The organism is Streptacidiphilus alkalitolerans (assembly GCF_042511045.1).
Taxonomy (GTDB): domain Bacteria; phylum Actinomycetota; class Actinomycetes; order Streptomycetales; family Streptomycetaceae; genus Streptacidiphilus; species Streptacidiphilus alkalitolerans.
The window spans coordinates 68,191-83,861 of sequence record NZ_JBHEZX010000017.1 but is presented as its reverse complement, the minus strand read 5'-3'; the positions used below and the strand labels follow the sequence as shown (position 1 = coordinate 83,861).

General features: G+C 71.1%; 17 protein-coding genes. 11 read left to right on the top strand and 6 right to left on the bottom strand.

Annotated features, from left to right (window positions below; translation table 11 throughout):
* Complete coding sequence (locus ACEZDG_RS30265; RefSeq protein WP_380515610.1) at window positions 1-270, bottom strand: acyl carrier protein; 270 nt, start codon at window positions 268-270, stop codon at window positions 1-3.
* Window positions 260-1,747, bottom strand: a complete 1,488-nt coding sequence (locus ACEZDG_RS30260; protein WP_380515608.1) for a class I adenylate-forming enzyme family protein — start codon at window positions 1,745-1,747, stop codon at window positions 260-262. The genes ACEZDG_RS30265 and ACEZDG_RS30260 overlap by 11 nt, the downstream gene beginning before the upstream one ends.
* A 439-nt stretch (window positions 1,748-2,186) precedes the next feature.
* On the opposite strand from ACEZDG_RS30260, the gene ACEZDG_RS30255 reads away from it, so the two are divergent.
* Genes ACEZDG_RS30255 through ACEZDG_RS30230 form a run of 6 tightly spaced genes read left to right on the top strand, consistent with a single transcriptional unit; the run spans window position 2,187 to window position 7,374 of the window.
* Window positions 2,187-3,095, top strand: coding sequence for a methyltransferase domain-containing protein (locus tag ACEZDG_RS30255; RefSeq protein WP_380515605.1), 909 nt, complete (start codon window positions 2,187-2,189; stop codon window positions 3,093-3,095).
* Window positions 3,092-3,406, top strand: coding sequence for a hypothetical protein (locus ACEZDG_RS30250; RefSeq protein ID WP_380515602.1), 315 nt, complete (start codon window positions 3,092-3,094; stop codon window positions 3,404-3,406). The genes ACEZDG_RS30255 and ACEZDG_RS30250 overlap by 4 nt, the downstream gene beginning before the upstream one ends.
* Window positions 3,406-4,566 carry a glycosyltransferase gene (locus ACEZDG_RS30245; RefSeq protein WP_380515600.1) on the top strand — a complete coding sequence of 387 codons (1,161 nt, stop codon included), beginning with the start codon at window positions 3,406-3,408 and terminating at the stop codon, window positions 4,564-4,566. Before ACEZDG_RS30250 ends, ACEZDG_RS30245 begins: the two co-directional genes overlap by 1 nt.
* Window positions 4,567-4,587: 21 nt before the next feature.
* Complete coding sequence (locus ACEZDG_RS30240; protein WP_380515597.1) at window positions 4,588-5,352, top strand: ABC transporter permease; 765 nt, start codon at window positions 4,588-4,590, stop codon at window positions 5,350-5,352.
* 47 nt (window positions 5,353-5,399) lie between these two features.
* The gene (locus ACEZDG_RS30235) at window positions 5,400-6,362 is read left to right on the top strand and encodes an ATP-binding cassette domain-containing protein (protein WP_380515594.1); all 963 of its coding nucleotides are present in this window, start codon (window positions 5,400-5,402) and stop codon (window positions 6,360-6,362) included.
* A 49-nt stretch (window positions 6,363-6,411) separates the two neighbouring features.
* Window positions 6,412-7,374, top strand: coding sequence for an NAD-dependent epimerase/dehydratase family protein (locus tag ACEZDG_RS30230; RefSeq protein ID WP_380515591.1), 963 nt, complete (start codon window positions 6,412-6,414; stop codon window positions 7,372-7,374).
* Here the strand turns inward: ACEZDG_RS30230 and ACEZDG_RS30225 are convergent.
* Together ACEZDG_RS30225 and ACEZDG_RS30220 are read right to left on the bottom strand one after the other, a co-directional pair.
* Window positions 7,361-8,671, bottom strand: coding sequence for a condensation domain-containing protein (locus tag ACEZDG_RS30225; RefSeq protein ID WP_380515588.1), 1,311 nt, complete (start codon window positions 8,669-8,671; stop codon window positions 7,361-7,363). The two genes, ACEZDG_RS30230 and ACEZDG_RS30225, sit on opposite strands and share 14 nt — an antisense overlap.
* Before the next feature lie 301 nt (window positions 8,672-8,972).
* Window positions 8,973-9,842, bottom strand: a complete 870-nt coding sequence (locus ACEZDG_RS30220; protein WP_380515585.1) for an NmrA family NAD(P)-binding protein — start codon at window positions 9,840-9,842, stop codon at window positions 8,973-8,975.
* 152 nt (window positions 9,843-9,994) lie between these two features.
* Here ACEZDG_RS30220 and ACEZDG_RS30215 point away from each other — a divergent pair, with 152 nt between their 5' ends.
* From ACEZDG_RS30215 to ACEZDG_RS30200, 4 genes are all read left to right on the top strand, one after another.
* Window positions 9,995-10,642 carry a CGNR zinc finger domain-containing protein gene (locus ACEZDG_RS30215; RefSeq protein WP_380515582.1) on the top strand — a complete coding sequence of 216 codons (648 nt, stop codon included), beginning with the start codon at window positions 9,995-9,997 and terminating at the stop codon, window positions 10,640-10,642.
* 268 nt (window positions 10,643-10,910) lie between these two features.
* On the top strand, window positions 10,911-11,231 hold the full coding sequence (locus ACEZDG_RS30210) for a hypothetical protein (RefSeq protein WP_380515579.1): 321 nt from the start codon (window positions 10,911-10,913) through the stop codon (window positions 11,229-11,231).
* Between the two features lie 203 nt (window positions 11,232-11,434).
* On the top strand, window positions 11,435-12,256 hold the full coding sequence (locus ACEZDG_RS30205) for an alpha/beta fold hydrolase (protein WP_380515576.1): 822 nt from the start codon (window positions 11,435-11,437) through the stop codon (window positions 12,254-12,256).
* 173 nt (window positions 12,257-12,429) lie between these two features.
* Window positions 12,430-13,983 (top strand): MFS transporter, encoded by a 1,554-nt coding sequence (locus tag ACEZDG_RS30200; protein WP_380515573.1) that lies wholly within the window; start codon window positions 12,430-12,432, stop codon window positions 13,981-13,983.
* Here the strand turns inward: ACEZDG_RS30200 and ACEZDG_RS30195 are convergent.
* Window positions 13,867-14,445, bottom strand: coding sequence for an AAA family ATPase (locus ACEZDG_RS30195; protein ID WP_380515570.1), 579 nt, complete (start codon window positions 14,443-14,445; stop codon window positions 13,867-13,869). The genes ACEZDG_RS30200 and ACEZDG_RS30195 overlap by 117 nt on opposite strands.
* A gap of 31 nt (window positions 14,446-14,476) precedes the next feature.
* On the bottom strand, window positions 14,477-15,109 hold the full coding sequence (locus ACEZDG_RS30190; RefSeq protein WP_380515567.1) for a TetR/AcrR family transcriptional regulator: 633 nt from the start codon (window positions 15,107-15,109) through the stop codon (window positions 14,477-14,479).
* A 103-nt stretch (window positions 15,110-15,212) separates the two neighbouring features.
* Here ACEZDG_RS30190 and ACEZDG_RS30185 point away from each other — a divergent pair, with 103 nt between their 5' ends.
* Window positions 15,213-15,671, top strand: a complete 459-nt coding sequence (locus ACEZDG_RS30185; RefSeq protein WP_380515564.1) for a cupin domain-containing protein — start codon at window positions 15,213-15,215, stop codon at window positions 15,669-15,671.

The window sequence follows — 15,671 nt, the reverse complement described above, 5'->3', positions numbered from 1 at the left end:
TCAGTGGCCCGCGGCCGGCGTGGCCAGGATCCGGGCGGCCACCGCCGCACCGAACTCGCCGACCGTCATGGTGCCGAGCAGTTCGGCCTCGTCGTCGTCGAAGGTGACGCCGAAGCGCTCCTCGACCCTGACGCCCAGTTCGGCGAGGGAGAGCGACTCCAGGTCGGCACCGGCCGGACCGAGCGGGGTGTCGTCGTCGACGCCGGTGATGTCGTAGTTCATCTCGGTCAGCGACGCGAGCACGAACTCTCGGATCTCCTCAGTGGACATCGCGGTGGCTCCCTTTCCGATTGGCCGGTTCTTGTTCGGGTAGTTGGTTCGGGCGCTGGCCGGCGTCACGCAGGACGGTCCGGTCGCGGACCAGTTTTCCGGTGGCGGTGCGCGGCAGTTGATCGACCAGATGCAGCAGCCGGGGCCGTTTGTAGGCGGCCAGCCGCTCGGTCAGCTGCTCCGTCAGCCGGGCCTCGACCTGCGCGTCCGCGCCGGTTTCGCGCGGCACCACATAGGCCTCGATCGAGGTGCCGAAGACCACGACGGCCGCCGCCACCTCGGGCAGGGCGGCCAGGGTGTGCTCGACCTCGGTGAGGTCGACCTTGAGGCCGCCGATCGACACCTGCGAGTCGCGCCGCCCGAGGACCCGGACCAGTCCGCTGTCCGGGTCGACGGTGCCGCCGTCCCTGGTGTGCAGCCAGCCGTCGGACCAGCGGGACGGGTCCGTGGTGCCCAGGTAGGGCGACTGCTCCCGGGCGATCAGCAGTTCGCCGTCCTGCTCGCGCAGGGTGATGCCGGGGGCCGGGGTCAGTTCGGGGCGGTTCTTGCCGAACAGGTCGGTGGCGATGACGCCGACCTCGGTCATCCCGTACATGCTGCCGAGCCGGATGCCGTAGTGGTCCACGAAGGCGTCGTGGACCTGGGCCCGGACCAGTTCGCCGCCGGTGGTCATGCCGGTGAGCTGCGGCAGATGGGGCGGTCGGCTGACCCAGGTGAGCAGTTCGATGTGGAACGGCACCCCGAGCAGGGTGGTCGGTTCGGGCCCGGCGGCGACCGTGGCCAGGATGCCCTCCGCGCTGGTCCGCTGCGGGACGGCGAGTCGCACCCCGGCGTGCAGGGAGTGCAGCAGTCCGCCGACCAGGCCGAGGACGTGGACCATCGAGGCCATCGAGACGATCCGCTCGCCGGCCCGCGGCACGCCGTCGATCTGCGCGTAGCGGTCGATCTCGGCGACCAGGTCGGCCGCGGTGCGCCCGATGATCTTCGATGGACCGGTGGATCCCGAGCTCAACTGCACCACCGCGTGCGGGGTCCGGGCCGGGCGGCCCGCCCGGGTGGTGACCACCTCGCGCAGGTCGTAGAACCCGCGGGCCGGCCCGGCGCCGACCGGCTGCGCGGCGGAGACGACCACCTGGGGGTCCAGCCGGGCGAGCGCCTGCTCGGTCTCGAAGGCGGTGAGCCGGTGGTCGAGCAGGGACGCCTGTGCGCCGAGGCGCCACGCGGCCAGCAGGTTGGTGACCAGGGCCAGCGAGGGGGCCAGGCACAGCGCGACCGAGCCGCCCCGGCCGAGGCCGGCCGCGGACAGTTCGGCCTGCCGGGCCGCGACCAGGCGGCGCAGCTCGTCCCGGCTGACCGGGGCGTCGAAAAACAGGCACTGCTCGGCACCGGCGCCCCTGAGGAGGACTTCGTCGACCCAGGACGGGTCGAGCGGTGGCGGGCCCGGGCCCTTCGACGGAGTTGTGGCGGCAGCCTTCATGAAGAACCAGAACCTCTTCCCGGTCTTGATCAAAAGAGCTGACTGAATTCCCACGCCGAACTTTCAACTCTGAATTGTTCCCTGTCAAGACCCGGTATCGGGCGGCGCCATTTCCGCAACTCGCCGGGTGGTCGATCGGCCCGCGAAGGTCTTTTTTGATGCATTGACTAGAGAACGCTCTCGCCGCTAGTGTGGCCGCCGGTTGGCCAACTGCCGTGATCCGGCAGTAAGTTGCCATTCCCTAACTACCTGTCAGTAACGTTCACCCCCGGCCCTGCGGTTCACTTCTTTCAATGCCGCTGACAATGCGGCCGGTTTTCGGCATGCTTTTCCGGTGGCAGGCTTCGTGGTGCGCCTCCGCCTGGAATAGACCACTCGGTATTCTTTCCTTCGGCTTTTATCTACGCGTTCATGCCAACTTTTCGAGGATTGGCCATCAGTGGAACCAGGGATTGACTCCGGCCTGAACACGGCCGTGGAGCGCTACTACGACATCACCCTCGACCTGTACGAGGACCTGTGGGGCGAGCACGTCCACCACGGTTTCTGGGATCCGGGAGAGGTCCCCGGCCTCAACGGGGCCGACCGGCACGCCGCCACCGACCGACTGGTCCGCGAACTGGTCGACTTCGCCGGCGTCCCGGCCGGGGCGGCGGTGTTCGACCTGGGCTGCGGCATCGGCGGACCGGCGCTGCACCTGGCCGGAGCGCTGGGCTGCACCGTCGAGGGGGTCACCCTGAGCGCGCAGCAGGCGGCCCGGGCCAATGAGAAGGCCGAGGCCAACGGGGTCGCCGACCGGGCCCGCTTCCACCAGCGCGACGGGCTCGCCAACGGCTACCCGGACCAGGCGTTCGACGTGGTCTGGGCGCTGGAGAGCCTGATGCACCTCCCGGACCGGGCCGCCTTCTTCGCCGAGGCGCTGCGGCTGCTGCGCCCCGGCGGCACCCTCGCGGTCGCCACCTGGTCCGTCCGGGACGGCGAACTGACCGAGGACGAGCAGGAGTTGGTCCGGCAGATCCTGCAGCACCAGGTGATGCCCGACTTCTCCTCGCTGGAGGAGCACGAGCAGCTGGCCCGCGCGGCCGGCTTCACCGACGTCGCCGTCGTGGACTGGAGCAAGGCCGTCGCCAACTCCTGGGACCCCGGCTTCGCGCAGATCCAGCAGTACGAGCAGGGCCGCTCGGTGATGCGGAACCTGGCCCGCGAACGCGGCGTGGACGTGCTGGGGTTCTTCCACGCCGGACCGCTGATGAAGAAGGGCTTCGACACCGGCGTCATCACCTACGGCGCGCTGCGGGCCACCAAGCCGCAGCCGCCGCAGGATTCGCGGCCCGGTCGGACGCCATGAGCACCGGCACGGCCGGGGCCGGGCTGGTCCGGCCGGTCGCCGCACTGCTGCAGGACATCGTCGGCGAGGACGCCGCCTGGCTGGACGCGGTCGGCCCGGACACCCGGATCGACGGGGACCTGCTGGTGGAGAGCCATGAACTGGCCGCATGGAGCCTGGCGCTGCGCCGGCACTACGGGGACCGGATCGACCTGGTCGACCATGTCGCCGGACTGGACATCGACCAGATCATCGACCTGACCGTGGCCGACGTCGCCGAGTACGTCGCCGCCCGGCGGGCCGAGGCCGGGCCGCCCGCGGTCGGTGGCTGATGGGGCGCTACCTCTTCGTCGCCCTGCCGCTGACCGGCCATGTGAACCCGATGGCCGCGGTGGCCAAGGTGCTGGTCGAGCGCGGCCACCAGGTGCTGTGGGCAGGGTCCGAGTCCTTCCTGCGCCCGGTGCTGGGCCCCGACGCCGCCATCGCCCCGATCCCGCTGCGGGCCCACCGCGGCCAGGCCGACCGGGGGATGGCCGCGGCCAAGTCGCGCTGGGACGGCTACATCGTCCCGCACGCCAGGACCACGCTGCCCGGCATCGAACGCGCGGTGGCCGACTTCCGCCCCGACGTCCTGGTGGTGGACCAGCACGCGGTCGCCGGCGCGCTGGCGGCGCACCGGGCCGGACTGCGCTGGGTGAGCATGGCGCCGACCACGATGGAACTGACCCGGCCCTACCGCGCGCTGCCCAAGGTCGAGGCGTGGATCCACGAGCGGATGGCGCTGATGTGGACCGCCGCCGGACTCCCCGGCGAGCCGCCGCACGACCTGCGCTTCTCGCCGCACCGGCTGATCGCCTTCACCGGCCTGGCCCTGACCGGCCCGCTGGACTGGCCCGACAACGCCGTGCTGGTCGGCCCCGCGCTGGCCCCGAGGCCGCCGGACCCGGGCTTCCCCTGGGAGTGGCTCGACCCCGCCCGCAGGCAGCTGCTGGTCACCGTGGGAACCCTGTCGATGGACCTGGCCCAGGAGTTCCACGGCCGGGTGGTCGAGGCGCTGCGCCCGCTCGGCGACAGCGTCCAGGCGATCGTGGTGGCCCCGGACGGGACCGTCCCCGACCCGCCCGACCACGTGCTGGTCCGCCCCCGGGTGCCGGTGCTGGAACTGATGCCCCGTCTGGACGCGGTGGTCAGCCACGGCGGTCTGAACACCGTCTGCGAGGCGCTGGCCCACGGTGTGCCGCTGGTGGTCGCGCCGATCAAGGGGGACCAGCCGATCAACGCCGCCCAGGTGGCGGCGGCCGGCGCGGGCCGCCGGGTCCGGTTCGCCAGCGTGCGGCCGAAACCGCTGCGCGAGGACCTGCTGGCCGTGCTCGACGACCCGTCCTACCGCGCCGCGGCGCAGCGGGTGCGCGAGTCCTTCGCCGCCGCCGGCGGCGCACCGGCCGCGGCCCGGCAGCTCGAAGCCGTGCTCACCGAGACCGTACTCGTCTAGAAGAATGGGAAGCGCACACACGTGAAGACGTTCCGCGACATCTGGCTGGTGTTCCAACGGCACATGCTGCTGATGGTCAGGTCACCGCTCTCGATCATCCTGGGCGTGTCCCAGCCCGTCGTCTACCTGGCCCTGTTCGCACCGCTGCTCAAGCCCGCGCTCTCCTCGATGGGCGCGGGCTCGATGACCGACGCCTACCGGATCTACGTGCCCGGCATGCTGGTCGCGCTGGCCCTCGGCGGCGGCCTCTACGTCGGCTTCGGGCTGCTCGCCGAACTGAGCTCGGGTGTCATCGAACGGGCCCGGGTGACCCCGATCAGTCGGGTGGCCCTGCTGCTCGGCCGGTCGCTGCGGGACGTGGTCACCCTGGTGATCCAGGCGGCCATCATCATCATCCTGGCGATGCCGCTCGGCCTGTTCGTACGGATCCCCGACCTGCTGCTGGCCTACGCCCTGCTGGCGCTGATCACCCTGAGCAGCTCGGCGATCTCCTACGGGATCGCGCTCAAGGTCAGCAACCCCAATGTGCTCGGCCAGGTGGTCAACAACCTGGCGCAGCCGCTGATGCTGCTCTCCGGCACGCTGCTGCCGCTGGCGCTGGCACCGCTCTGGCTGCGCCGGGCCTCCGACTGGAACCCCTTCAGCTGGGCGGTCGTCGGCATGCGCTCGCTGTTCGCCGGGCACCCCGGCGACGCCGCGGTCTGGGAGAGCCTGGCGCTGATGGCTGGCGTCGCGCTGCTGGCGCTGGCCTGGTCGTCCCGCCTGTTCGCCCGCTCGGTCCGCTGACCTCCGACGGCCGACCGCCGACTCCACCACGCGACAAGGACATATCGATGATCGAGACCAGCGGACTGCGGAAGTCCTTCCAGACCGGGCGCCGTCGGAAGACCGCCACCGTCGACGCGGTGACGGGCCTCGACCTGACCGTGGCCGAGGGCGAGATCTTCGGGTTCCTCGGCCCGAACGGCGCCGGCAAGACCACCACCCTGCGGATGCTCGCCACCCTGCTGCCGCCCGACGGCGGCAGTGCCGTCATCGCCGGCGCCGACCTGCGCACCGAGCAGGCGGCGGTCCGCCGCAACATCGGCTACATCGCCCAGGGCGGAGGCACCTGGGACGATGTGACGGCCCGTGAGGAACTGGTGCTGCAGGCGCGGATGCACGGCATCGGCAAGGCCGAGGCGCAGAGCCGGGCGGTCGCCGCCCTGGACGCCTTCGACCTGACCGAGTACGCCGACCGCAACTGCCGTACCTACTCCGGCGGCCAGCGCCGCCGGGTGGACATCGCGCTCGGCGTCATCCACCAGCCCAAGGTGCTCTTCCTGGACGAGCCCACCTCGGGCCTCGACCCGCAGAGCCGCTCGCACATGTGGGACGAGATCCGCCGGCTGCGCGCCGACGGCATGACCGTCTTCCTGACCACGCACTACCTGGACGAGGCCGACGCGCTCTGCGACCGCATCGCCATCATCGACGGCGGCGCCATCGTGGCCGAGGGCACCCCGGACGCGCTCAAGCGGTCCATCGACGGCGAGGTGGTCACCGTGGGCGTCGCCGACGCCGAGGTCGCGGAGAAGGCGGCCGAGGTGCTGGCCGAGCAGAAGTGCGTGCGGTCGAGCGAGGTGCGCGAGGACGGCGCGCTGCGCCTGTCGGTGGACCTCGGCGAGACCGCGATGCCGCAGATCATGCGGGCGCTGTCCGACGCCGGGATCGAGCTGGCCACCATCGAACTGCACCGCCCGACCCTCGACGACGTGTTCCTGACCAAGACCGGCCGCTCACTGCGGGAGTCCTGACCAGATGGCGCACGGCATGGGACCCGGTACGACGACGAAGGGGACGGACATGGACGAGGGCGGGAGAGTGCGCCGCGCGGTGGTCACCGGGGGCGCCGGTTTTGTCGGATCGCACCTGTGCGACCGGCTACGGGAGGAAGGGGCCGAGGTCGTCTGCGTCGACAACCTGCTGACCGGCTCGCTCGACAACATCGACGGGCGGCGCGACGACCCCGGCTTCACCCTCGACCGCAGGGACGTCTCCGACGCGTTCGACGTGCCGGGACCGGTCGACCTGGTGCTGCACCTGGCCTCCCCGGCCTCCCCGCACGACTACGCCAGGCACCCGCTGGAGACGCTACGGGCCGGTGCCCACGGCACCCAGAACGCCCTGGAGCTGGCGCACCGGAAGGGCGCCCGCTTCCTGCTCGCCTCCACCTCCGAGGTCTACGGCGACCCGCTGGTGCACCCGCAGGTGGAGTCCTACTGGGGCAATGTGAACCCGGTCGGCCCGCGCAGCCAGTACGACGAGGCCAAGCGCTACGCCGAGGCGCTGACCACGGCCTACCGCAGCACCAAGGGCGTGGACACGGTGATCGTGCGGCTGTTCAACACCTACGGTCCGCGGATGCGGCCCAAGGACGGCCGGGCGGTGCCGACCTTCATCACCCAGGCGCTGGCCGGCGAGCCGCTGACGGTGGCCGGGGACGGCGCCCAGACCAGGTCCATCTGCTACGTCGACGACACCGTCAGCGGGATCCTGGCCGCGGCGGTCAGCGGGCAGCAGGGGCCGATCAACCTCGGCAACCCGGTCGAGCTGAGCGTGCTCGACCTGGCCCGGCACGTCCGCGACCTGTGCCGGTCGGAGTCGCCGATCGTCTTCGTCGAGCGGCCCGGCGACGACCCCAGCCTGCGCCGGCCCGACATCGGACTGGCCCGCTCCGTGCTGGGATGGCAGCCGGTGGTGGACTTCGACAAGGGCCTGGCGCTGACGATCGACTGGTTCTCCCGCCTCCCGGTCAGCGGTCGCTGACCGCGCCCACCCCGGTCCCGATCCTGGAAGTGCTGTCGGCCGCCTCTGCCAGGGCGGCCGTTTCCATGCCGCGCACCAGCGCCTCGCCGTCGGCCAGGGACAGGCAGTGACTGTCCATCACAAAGGTCATGTGCACCGCGTCGGGCACGTCGTCGACCTGCAGGAACAAGGACTCCAGGGACGGGCTGTCCTGGCTGAGCACCCAGCGGAAGGTGCCGGGGCGCGGTCCTTCGCCGTCCTCGGGAGCGGTCGTCGAGGGGTCGGGGCGTACCTGCGTCTGCATGGCGGCGCCGCGGCGGTCGTTGAAGAAGCAGGCCGTCTCGACGGCGGTCCCGCGTTCACGGGCCACCCGCTGCTTCAGCTGCTCCATCGAGGCCGGGTCGTAGTAGCCGTGCTTGTAGGCGCTCATCAGCGAGCGCTGCGCCTGCTGCACGGTCTCGTCGAAGGACTCCGCGGACGCGTCCAGCACACAGAGACCGGCCTGGGCCAGGGTGCAGACCACACCGGACAGGCCGGGTCGGAAGCGGTTGCCGACGATCGGCCGGAGCAGCACCGGGTGGATGCCGGTCACCGCGCTCAGCGACTTGGCGAACAGCGCCAGCAGGACCGTGGACGAGCCGAGACCGGTGCGCTCGGCGATGGCCTGGACCGCGGGCAGCATCGCGGGGGAGTCGAACTCCCCCTGCCAGTAACGGGCCTGGCCGGGGACCGGCGGCTGCTCCCGGTAGCGGCGGGGAGCGGCGTCGCGGAGGATGCCCTCGTGGTAGCGCAGCGCGGCGTCGTTCTGCCGCCGCCCGGAGGCGGAGTTCTGCCACGCCGCCTGCGCCAGCGGCTGCAACTCGGGGACGGGCGTGGTGACTCCCGCCGCCACCTCGCTCATCATGATCAGGGCGCCCGCGCCGTCGACCGCCAGATGGCTCATCAGCACCACCAGGTGTGTGAGTTCACCCTTGTGCCGGACCACGCCCATCCGCACCGGCCACTCGGTGGTGAAGTCGATCTCGGCGCTGCGGTAGCGCTCGCTGAGCGTCTCGGCGACCTGGTCCGGGTCGCTGTCGCCGGCGTCGACGACCTCCAGCGCGATCTCCCCGGACCCGCTCACCACCTGGCGCGGCAGGCCGTCGGCGTCGAACCGCAGCCGGGTCCGCATGGGTTGGTAACGGCCCATCAGGTAGCGGAGTTCGGCGGCGATGTCGGGGATGCCGGTGCCGGCCGGAAGGGGTTTGACCCCGCCGAGCGGGAACCAGTTCCCGATGGCCTGGATCGTCGACCAGTTCTCGCTCTGGCCCCATGACAATGGGCCCTCTCCGGCGCCGTCGCCTTCGAATGCGACGACTATCCGCTCGACCGAACCCGTCATTCCGTCAGCCTTCCCGTGTGGCTGCAGGGGCCTGCCCCGGCGGTCCGTCAGATAGTAACGTCTGCGACGGGGGGCGTGGTGCTGATCGGTATAGCGGAGAGGTTCCGGAATCCCTTGCCGGGATGGGGAATTGGTTGCGGAACACGGAGGAGCCCGAGGGAATTGTCATGGGCATTCCGAATATCCGGGAATTCCGCGGCGGGGGCCGCCCGGGGCGGGCGGAGCGGGCGGCCGTCGGCTACCGGGCCCCGAACAGTGCGGCGTTCTCGGTGAGGAATTCCTCGACCGTCCGCGGCTCGCGGCCGAGCAGTTCCCTCAGCGCGGTGGTGACGGCGCCGATCTGACCGGACTCGGCGCCGGTCTCCAGGCTGACCCGGAGTTCGACGAACCACTCCGGGGTGCCGAGGGCGGCCAGGGCCGAACGGCGCTCCTGCGCGGACACCTCGCGATAGCTGACGGCATGGCCCAGGATCCGGCTCAGCAGTTCCGCGACCTCCGGGGCGGTATAGGCGTCGGGGCCGGTCCAGTCATGGATCCCGCCCTGCAGGGCGGGATCGCGCAGGACGAGGGCGGTCGCCTCGGAGAGGTCGCGGATGTCGATGTAGGACACCCGCCCGGTGGGCGCGGCCCCGGCCCAGCTGTGCGCGGCGGCCACCGGCGCGGCGGCCATCAGCAGATTGTTGCTGAAGCTCGCCGGGCGCAGCAGCGTGTGGGGGAGTCCGGAGGCGGCGAGATGGGACTCGATCTCGGCGTGCAGCCGCCCGACCAGCAGGGCGGAGTCGGGGCCGGCGCCGATGCTCGACAGCTTCACCAGGTGCGGAAGCCGCGCCTTCGCCGCGCCGTCGATGAGCGCCTGCTCCAGGCGGATCTGGTCGGGGCTGCTGCCCACGGCCAGGAGCGCGGCCTCGACGCCGTCGAAGGCGCGGGCGAGCAGGTCGCCGTCGTCAAAGGCGCCGTCGAGGATCTCGACGCCGTCGAGGTCCGCGAAGGCCTTCTCGGCCTTCTCGCGGTCGCGGACGAGAGCGCGGACGTCGGCGCCGGCGGCCCGAAGGTGCCGGACGACCCCGGCGCTGGTGCGACCGGTCGCACCGGTGATGAGAAAGGTCATGGGATTCGCCTGACTGTGTGGAGGTCTTCCCTGCGACATAAGCTTATAGCTTGTGATTGTGTCAATCCTTGGAGTGCTCGCTGTTGTGTGGAGGTTTTTGACAGATGCTGGTGTTGTAGACTTGTTTCGACATCTGTCTGCGAGGAGGCACCATGGCCAAGCCGGACGCTGGACTGACCGGACGTTTTCAGCTGGCCTCGGCGCCGGCCGGGCTGCGGCTCGCCCAGGATCTGGTCAACACGGCGGTCAGTGCCAAGGCGGGTGATCCCGATGCGGACCACCTGGCCGACATCGGCACGGCCCGCGCCTGGTTGCGGGAGGCCCTGGTGCGCTGGGCCGACGCGACCGGGGCGGCGGCGGTGCCCGAGGTGGAGCTCGAGGAGGCCGACCTCGCCAGGCTGAGCGAGTTCCGCGAGGCGCTCCGGGAACGGCTGCGGGCGAGTTCCGACAACGCGGGGCCCGCCCCGTCCACGGGCCCGGGCCCCCGCGAGCGTGCCGCCGACATCCGACTGTCGGTCATGCCGGACGGCCGGATCGAGTACCAGCCGCTGGGTGTCGGCGCCGGGGCCGTGGCCGCCCTGGTCACGATGGAGTCCTTGCTCGCGCAGACGGCGGGCACCTTGACCCGCCTGAAGACCTGCGCGCATCCGGTCTGCGGGGTCTGCTTCTACGACACCTCGCCCAATCGGTCGCGCAGCTGGCATGACACCAAGACCTGCGGAAACATCAACAACCTGCGGGCCTCCCGGGCCCGCAGGCGATCGGGCGGCGGCGATCCCGTCGCAGCCGGGGCGGTGTAGCGGGGCCGGGGCTCGGGCGGGCGCCGCCAGCCGGTGCTGGGCCCGGAGCCAGGAACCCGGAACCGAGCGAGCGCCGGATCCGTCCAACTGCCGGACCGGGGCGGGGTGGTGACGGGGGGCGCAGGTGCGCGTGGCGGCTTCGGCGGTATCGGTGCTGGTCGGCCTGACTGCGCTGGCGGCAGGATGCGCCGCGCCGGTCGGGAGCGGCCATGGGGTGGCGGCGGCTGCGGCCCCTCGGCAGCTCGTTCGGTTGGCCGACCTGGCGGCCATGACGGCGCGTGCGGAGGGTGGCACGGCCGCGTCGGCCCGCGCCGTACGCACCACGCGCGGTCGAGCCGACCAGGTGCTGACCGGGGACACGGTGACGGACGACGCCGGTGAGCCGGTCTGGGCGATCGAGATCGTCGGCACGTCGGAATTCGTCTGCACCTCCTGCAAGGGCCCGTCGGGTGCTACGGCGCCGCGCGGATCGGTGATCACCCTGATCGTCCAGGCCTCGACACTCGCCACGCTCGACTACGGCCTGTCCGACCGTCCGGGCCGACTCACCACGCTCGGCGTCCCGGTGATCCTGCCGCTCCACCCCTGAACGGCCCGGCGCAGAGTCTGGCTTGTCGCCGGAGTCGGTCCCGGTCGGACACCCGCAGCTGGCGAACGGCGGCGAGGGGGCCATCGTCATGAGAGTGCACTTGCATAAGGAGTGCGAGCGTTCTACTCTTATGAGAGTCGGCCCCCAGGAAGGGGGTTGGCGCCCAGGAAAGTACTGCTCTCCACAGCAAGGGATTCCTCACCATGACTGCCTCCGCTCCCACCAGCACCACCCGCACGATCACGCTCCGCAACGGCCTGTCCGTCACCGTCGACGAGTACGGGGACCCCGCTGCCGGCGGCGGCACCGGGGCACTCGTGCTGCACGGTGGCGCCGGACCACGCTCGGTCGCCGGCTTCGCCGCGGCCCTCTCCCAGCACGCGTACGTGGTCGTCCCGACCCACCCCGGGTTCGACGGCACACCCCGGCCCGAGTCGACCGACTCCATCGCCGACCTGGCCGTGGCCTACCTGGATCTGATCGACGAGCTCAACCTGCACGCGGTCATGGTCCTCGGCAGCTCGATCGGCGGCTGGATCGCCACCGAGATGGGGCTGCGTGACAACCGCGCCCGGATCAGCGCGCTGATCCTGCTGGCCGCGACCGGCGTGAAGCCCGAGGCCCCGCTGGAGATCGCCGATCCGGCGAAGCTCGGACCGGTCAGGACCGGCGAACTGGCCTTCCACAAGCCGGAGTTGCGCCTGAACCCCGCCACGCTGAGCGAGCAGCAGAAGGCCGGGATGGCCGCCAATCAGCGCACCCAGGCGATCTACGCGGCCGTCAGCTACGACCCGAAGCTGCAGGGCCGCCTGCACCGGATCGCCGTCCCGGTGCTGGTGCTCGCCGGCGAGCAGGACGGGATCGTCCCGCTGGCGTACGAGCGGGCCCTCGCCGACTCCTTCCCCCGCGCCACCTTCCGGTCCATAGCCGAGGCCGGGCACTTCCCGCACATCGAGCAGCCGGGATCGGTCTTCGAGGCCATCGGTGACTTCGTCGACAACGAGGTCAAGCCCGACGGTGAGTAGGAGGAGAGGGGGCGGGGAGTAGGGGCGCCGCTAGCGACGAAGCCGTGCCAGCCGGAGCCACGGCGTCCCAGTGGCTCCGGCAGGCACGGCGCACGGCCCGCATCCCTTATCCCGCATCCCTTGTCCCACAGCGCATATCCGAACCGGGCGACCACTCACCCAGGAGAGCCGGCATGATCGCCACCGAGCCAGACGTGGACCCCGCACACCGACGCAGACTGCTTGTCCTGGCCGTGTGCTGCCTGAGCCTGCTCATCACGGTTATCGACGCCACTGCGGTGAACGTCGCTCTGCCGGCTGTCCAGCGTGATCTGAATGCCCAGGTCAGCGGCCTGCAGTGGGTCATTGACGGCTATACCCTGGCGATCGCCGGTTTTATGATGCTGGCCGGATCCACTGCGGACCGGATCGGGCGGCGCCGGGTCTTCCAGGCCGGGTTGGCGCTGTTCACCGTCGGCTCGCTGCTCTGCTCCCGGGCGCCCGGCCTGTCCTGGCTGGTCGCCTTCCGTGTGGTGCAGGGCCTGGGCGCCAGCATGCTGAACCCGGTCGCCCTGTCGATCATCACCAGCACCTTTCCCGACGCCCGGCAACGAGCCCGTGCCATCGGGGTATGGGGTGCCACGGTCGGGGTGTCGCTGACGCTGGGCCCGGTGGTCGGCGGTCTGCTGGTGGGGTCGGCTGGTTGGCGCGCGGTGTTCTGGATCAACATCCCGGTCGGTCTGCTGGCTCTGGCGCTGAGCGCCGTCCTGATATCCGAGTCCAAGGCCGCGACCGCGCGTCGCCGGGACCCGGTCGGGCAGGTGCTGGTCCTCACCGTCCTGGCCTCGCTCATCTTCGCGATCATCGAAGGCTCCCACCGGGGTTACGGCAGCGCTCTGATCGTCGGCCTGCTGGTGCTCGCCGCGATCGCGGCCGTGGCCCTGCCGCTCTACGAACGACGCCGTGGCCAGCCCCTGGTCGACCCGGTGTTCTTCCGCTCCATACCGTTCACCGGTGCGTTCATCACCGCGATCACCGCGTTCCTGGCCCTGTCCGGCTTCCTGTTCCTCAATACCCTGTACCTGCAGGATGTGCGTGGTTACAGCGCACTTGAGGCCGGGCTGCTGACGGTGCCCATGGCCGTCGGTACCGCGATCGCCTCGACGGTCTCCGGGCGGCTGACCGCCACACACGGTCCACGTCCGCCGCTGGTGGCCGCGGGCGTGCTGGTCGCTGCCGGCGCCCTGTTGCTGACCGGCCTCAGCCCGGGCACCGCGCAGCCGTTGCTGCTGGTCGCCTACCTGCTCTTCGGCTGTGGGTTCGGCCTGGTCAATGCGCCGATCACCAGCATGGCCGTGGCCGGGATGCCACCCGCCCAGGCCGGGGTGTCGGCCGCGATCACCACGACGGCACGTCAGATCGGCAACAGCCTCGGCGTGGCCGTCCTCGGCTCGATCGTCACCGCGCACGCCCGCGGTCCGTTGCACCAGGGGTTCACCTCGGCCAGCCACCTCGCCTGGTGGATCCTGGCCGGGTGCGGCGCCCTGATCGCCGCCCTCGGCATCCTGACCACCACCGCCCGTGCCACCGCCGGAGCCGCACGGATCGCTGCCCGCTTCCCGGCGCCGCGTTCAGTCGTCGATGCGGGCCTCGTCGATGCGGGCCTCGTTGATACGGGCCTCGGCCAGGCCGGCGAGAATGAGGTCCACGGTCTGCCCCGGGGTGTGGTCCGTCGTATCCAGCCATAGTCCACGTCGTGGGGTCTCGTGCCGCAGCGAGTGGTCGAGCAGGCCCACGGTCCAGGGCCCGCCGTAGCCGCTCTTGTGACGTTCGGCTTCGCGGACCGCGACCGCGTCCGGAGCCGGGGCCAGTACGACCAGGTACAAGGGCCGTGTCCTCACTGCGGCGAGATACTCCGTCAGATACTCGCCCAGGACGACATCCTGGACGACAACGGTCCACCCGGCTTCCGCGTACAGGTCGGCGGTGAGAGCGGAGGCCCGGTAGCGCAGCCGGAGTTGACGGGTGGCCTCGGCGGTCGGCTCGGGAGTGAACTCCTCCCGGCCCGACACGATCATGCGCCGAAAGCTGTCGCCCCGCAGATGGACCGAGCGCGGCAGCCGCTCCGCGAGCAGTTGGGCGACCGTGGACTTCCCCGACGCCATGACCCCTGTGACGAGCACGACCGCGGACGCGAGTTCCTGCGTCATGGATCTCCCATGTTCCATCGGGGCCGGCTGGTCAGACCGCGTCGCCGGCGGCGGGGAGGGCGGCCCGGGTCACGGCCGTGGCGGTGTGGATGATGCTGGCGACGGCGGCCTCCCGTTCCAGCCGGCACAGGTCGGTCAGGCAGAACAGGGCCTCGGCGCTGACGATGACGGCGAGGTCGTTCTTGAGCTGGGCCAGGGCGGCCGGGTCGTTGGCGCCCAGGGTGTCGTCCAGCGGAGCGAGCGCGTGGTCGATCAGTCCGAAGCGCAGCCCCGGACGGGTGCCTGCGGTCGCGGGGCGGGTGATGGTGGCCGCGATCATGGCGCGGGTCGCCCCCTCGTAGGTGAGGACGGTGCGCAGCAGGTGCTCGGTCACGACGGCGATGCGCTCCACCGGGTCGCGGGAGTCCGCGACTGACTTGAGCGCCTCCGCCGGGGTGGGCATCTGCCCGGCCATGGCCTCCTGCAACAGGCTGGCCAGGTCGGGGAAGTAGCGGTAGGCGGTGGCCTCGGACACCAGGGCCGCCACGGCGACCTCGAGCATGGTCACCTCGCGGCCGGTGCGCATCAGCTCGACCGCGGCCTGCAGGATCGCGTTGCGGGTGCGCAGCTTCTGGTTCGCGCGGCCGGTGCTGTTCCACGCTGTCTTCGTTTCGCCGTTCTGCATGGATCCAGGATAGCAAGTAAACCCCGATAATGAGAGGTAACTTGCATGATGGGCGCAGCCGGGAATACCCTCATGAGGGTAAACCCTCACAAAGGAGTACGCCATGAACGAGGTCTCGATTGTCGCCCCGGACGGCGGCGAGGTGATCGAGCTGGGCCCGGCCCGGATGCGCATCCTCGAAGACGGCGCCACGACCGCGCACCGCCTCGGCATCGGCGAGATCACGCTCGCCCCGCGCAGTGAGGGGCCGCCCCAGCACCGCCACGCGGAACACGACGAGGGCTTCTACGTCGTGGCCGGCACCGTCAGGTTCACGGTGGGGGAGGCCGTGCACGACGCGCCCCCCGGCACGCTGGTGATGGTTCCCCCCGGGGTCCCGCACACCTTCGCCAATCCCGGCGACCAACCGGTCGTAATGATCAATACCTTCACCCCGGACCTGTATGTGCAGTACTTCCGCGATCTGCGCGACCTGGTCGCGGACGGTCGGCGGCCGATCGCGCAGGCCTCCGCCGAGGTGATGGTCCGCTACGCCACCACCCCGGCCACCGACCACGCCTGA

Coding starts and splice junctions, on each gene's coding strand:
- ACEZDG_RS30265 (WP_380515610.1), bottom strand. CDS start 270: ATGTCCACTGAGGAGATCCGAGAGTTCGTGCTCGCGTCGCTGACCGAG.
- ACEZDG_RS30260 (WP_380515608.1), bottom strand. CDS start 1,747: ATGAAGGCTGCCGCCACAACTCCGTCGAAGGGCCCGGGCCCGCCACCG.
- ACEZDG_RS30250 (WP_380515602.1), top strand. CDS start 3,092: ATGAGCACCGGCACGGCCGGGGCCGGGCTGGTCCGGCCGGTCGCCGCA.
- ACEZDG_RS30245 (WP_380515600.1), top strand. CDS start 3,406: ATGGGGCGCTACCTCTTCGTCGCCCTGCCGCTGACCGGCCATGTGAAC.
- ACEZDG_RS30235 (WP_380515594.1), top strand. CDS start 5,400: ATGATCGAGACCAGCGGACTGCGGAAGTCCTTCCAGACCGGGCGCCGT.
- ACEZDG_RS30230 (WP_380515591.1), top strand. CDS start 6,412: ATGGACGAGGGCGGGAGAGTGCGCCGCGCGGTGGTCACCGGGGGCGCC.
- ACEZDG_RS30220 (WP_380515585.1), bottom strand. CDS start 9,842: ATGACCTTTCTCATCACCGGTGCGACCGGTCGCACCAGCGCCGGGGTC.
- ACEZDG_RS30215 (WP_380515582.1), top strand. CDS start 9,995: ATGGCCAAGCCGGACGCTGGACTGACCGGACGTTTTCAGCTGGCCTCG.
- ACEZDG_RS30210 (WP_380515579.1), top strand. CDS start 10,911: ATGACGGCGCGTGCGGAGGGTGGCACGGCCGCGTCGGCCCGCGCCGTA.
- ACEZDG_RS30205 (WP_380515576.1), top strand. CDS start 11,435: ATGACTGCCTCCGCTCCCACCAGCACCACCCGCACGATCACGCTCCGC.
- ACEZDG_RS30200 (WP_380515573.1), top strand. CDS start 12,430: ATGATCGCCACCGAGCCAGACGTGGACCCCGCACACCGACGCAGACTG.
- ACEZDG_RS30195 (WP_380515570.1), bottom strand. CDS start 14,445: ATGACGCAGGAACTCGCGTCCGCGGTCGTGCTCGTCACAGGGGTCATG.
- ACEZDG_RS30190 (WP_380515567.1), bottom strand. CDS start 15,109: ATGCAGAACGGCGAAACGAAGACAGCGTGGAACAGCACCGGCCGCGCG.
- ACEZDG_RS30185 (WP_380515564.1), top strand. CDS start 15,213: ATGAACGAGGTCTCGATTGTCGCCCCGGACGGCGGCGAGGTGATCGAG.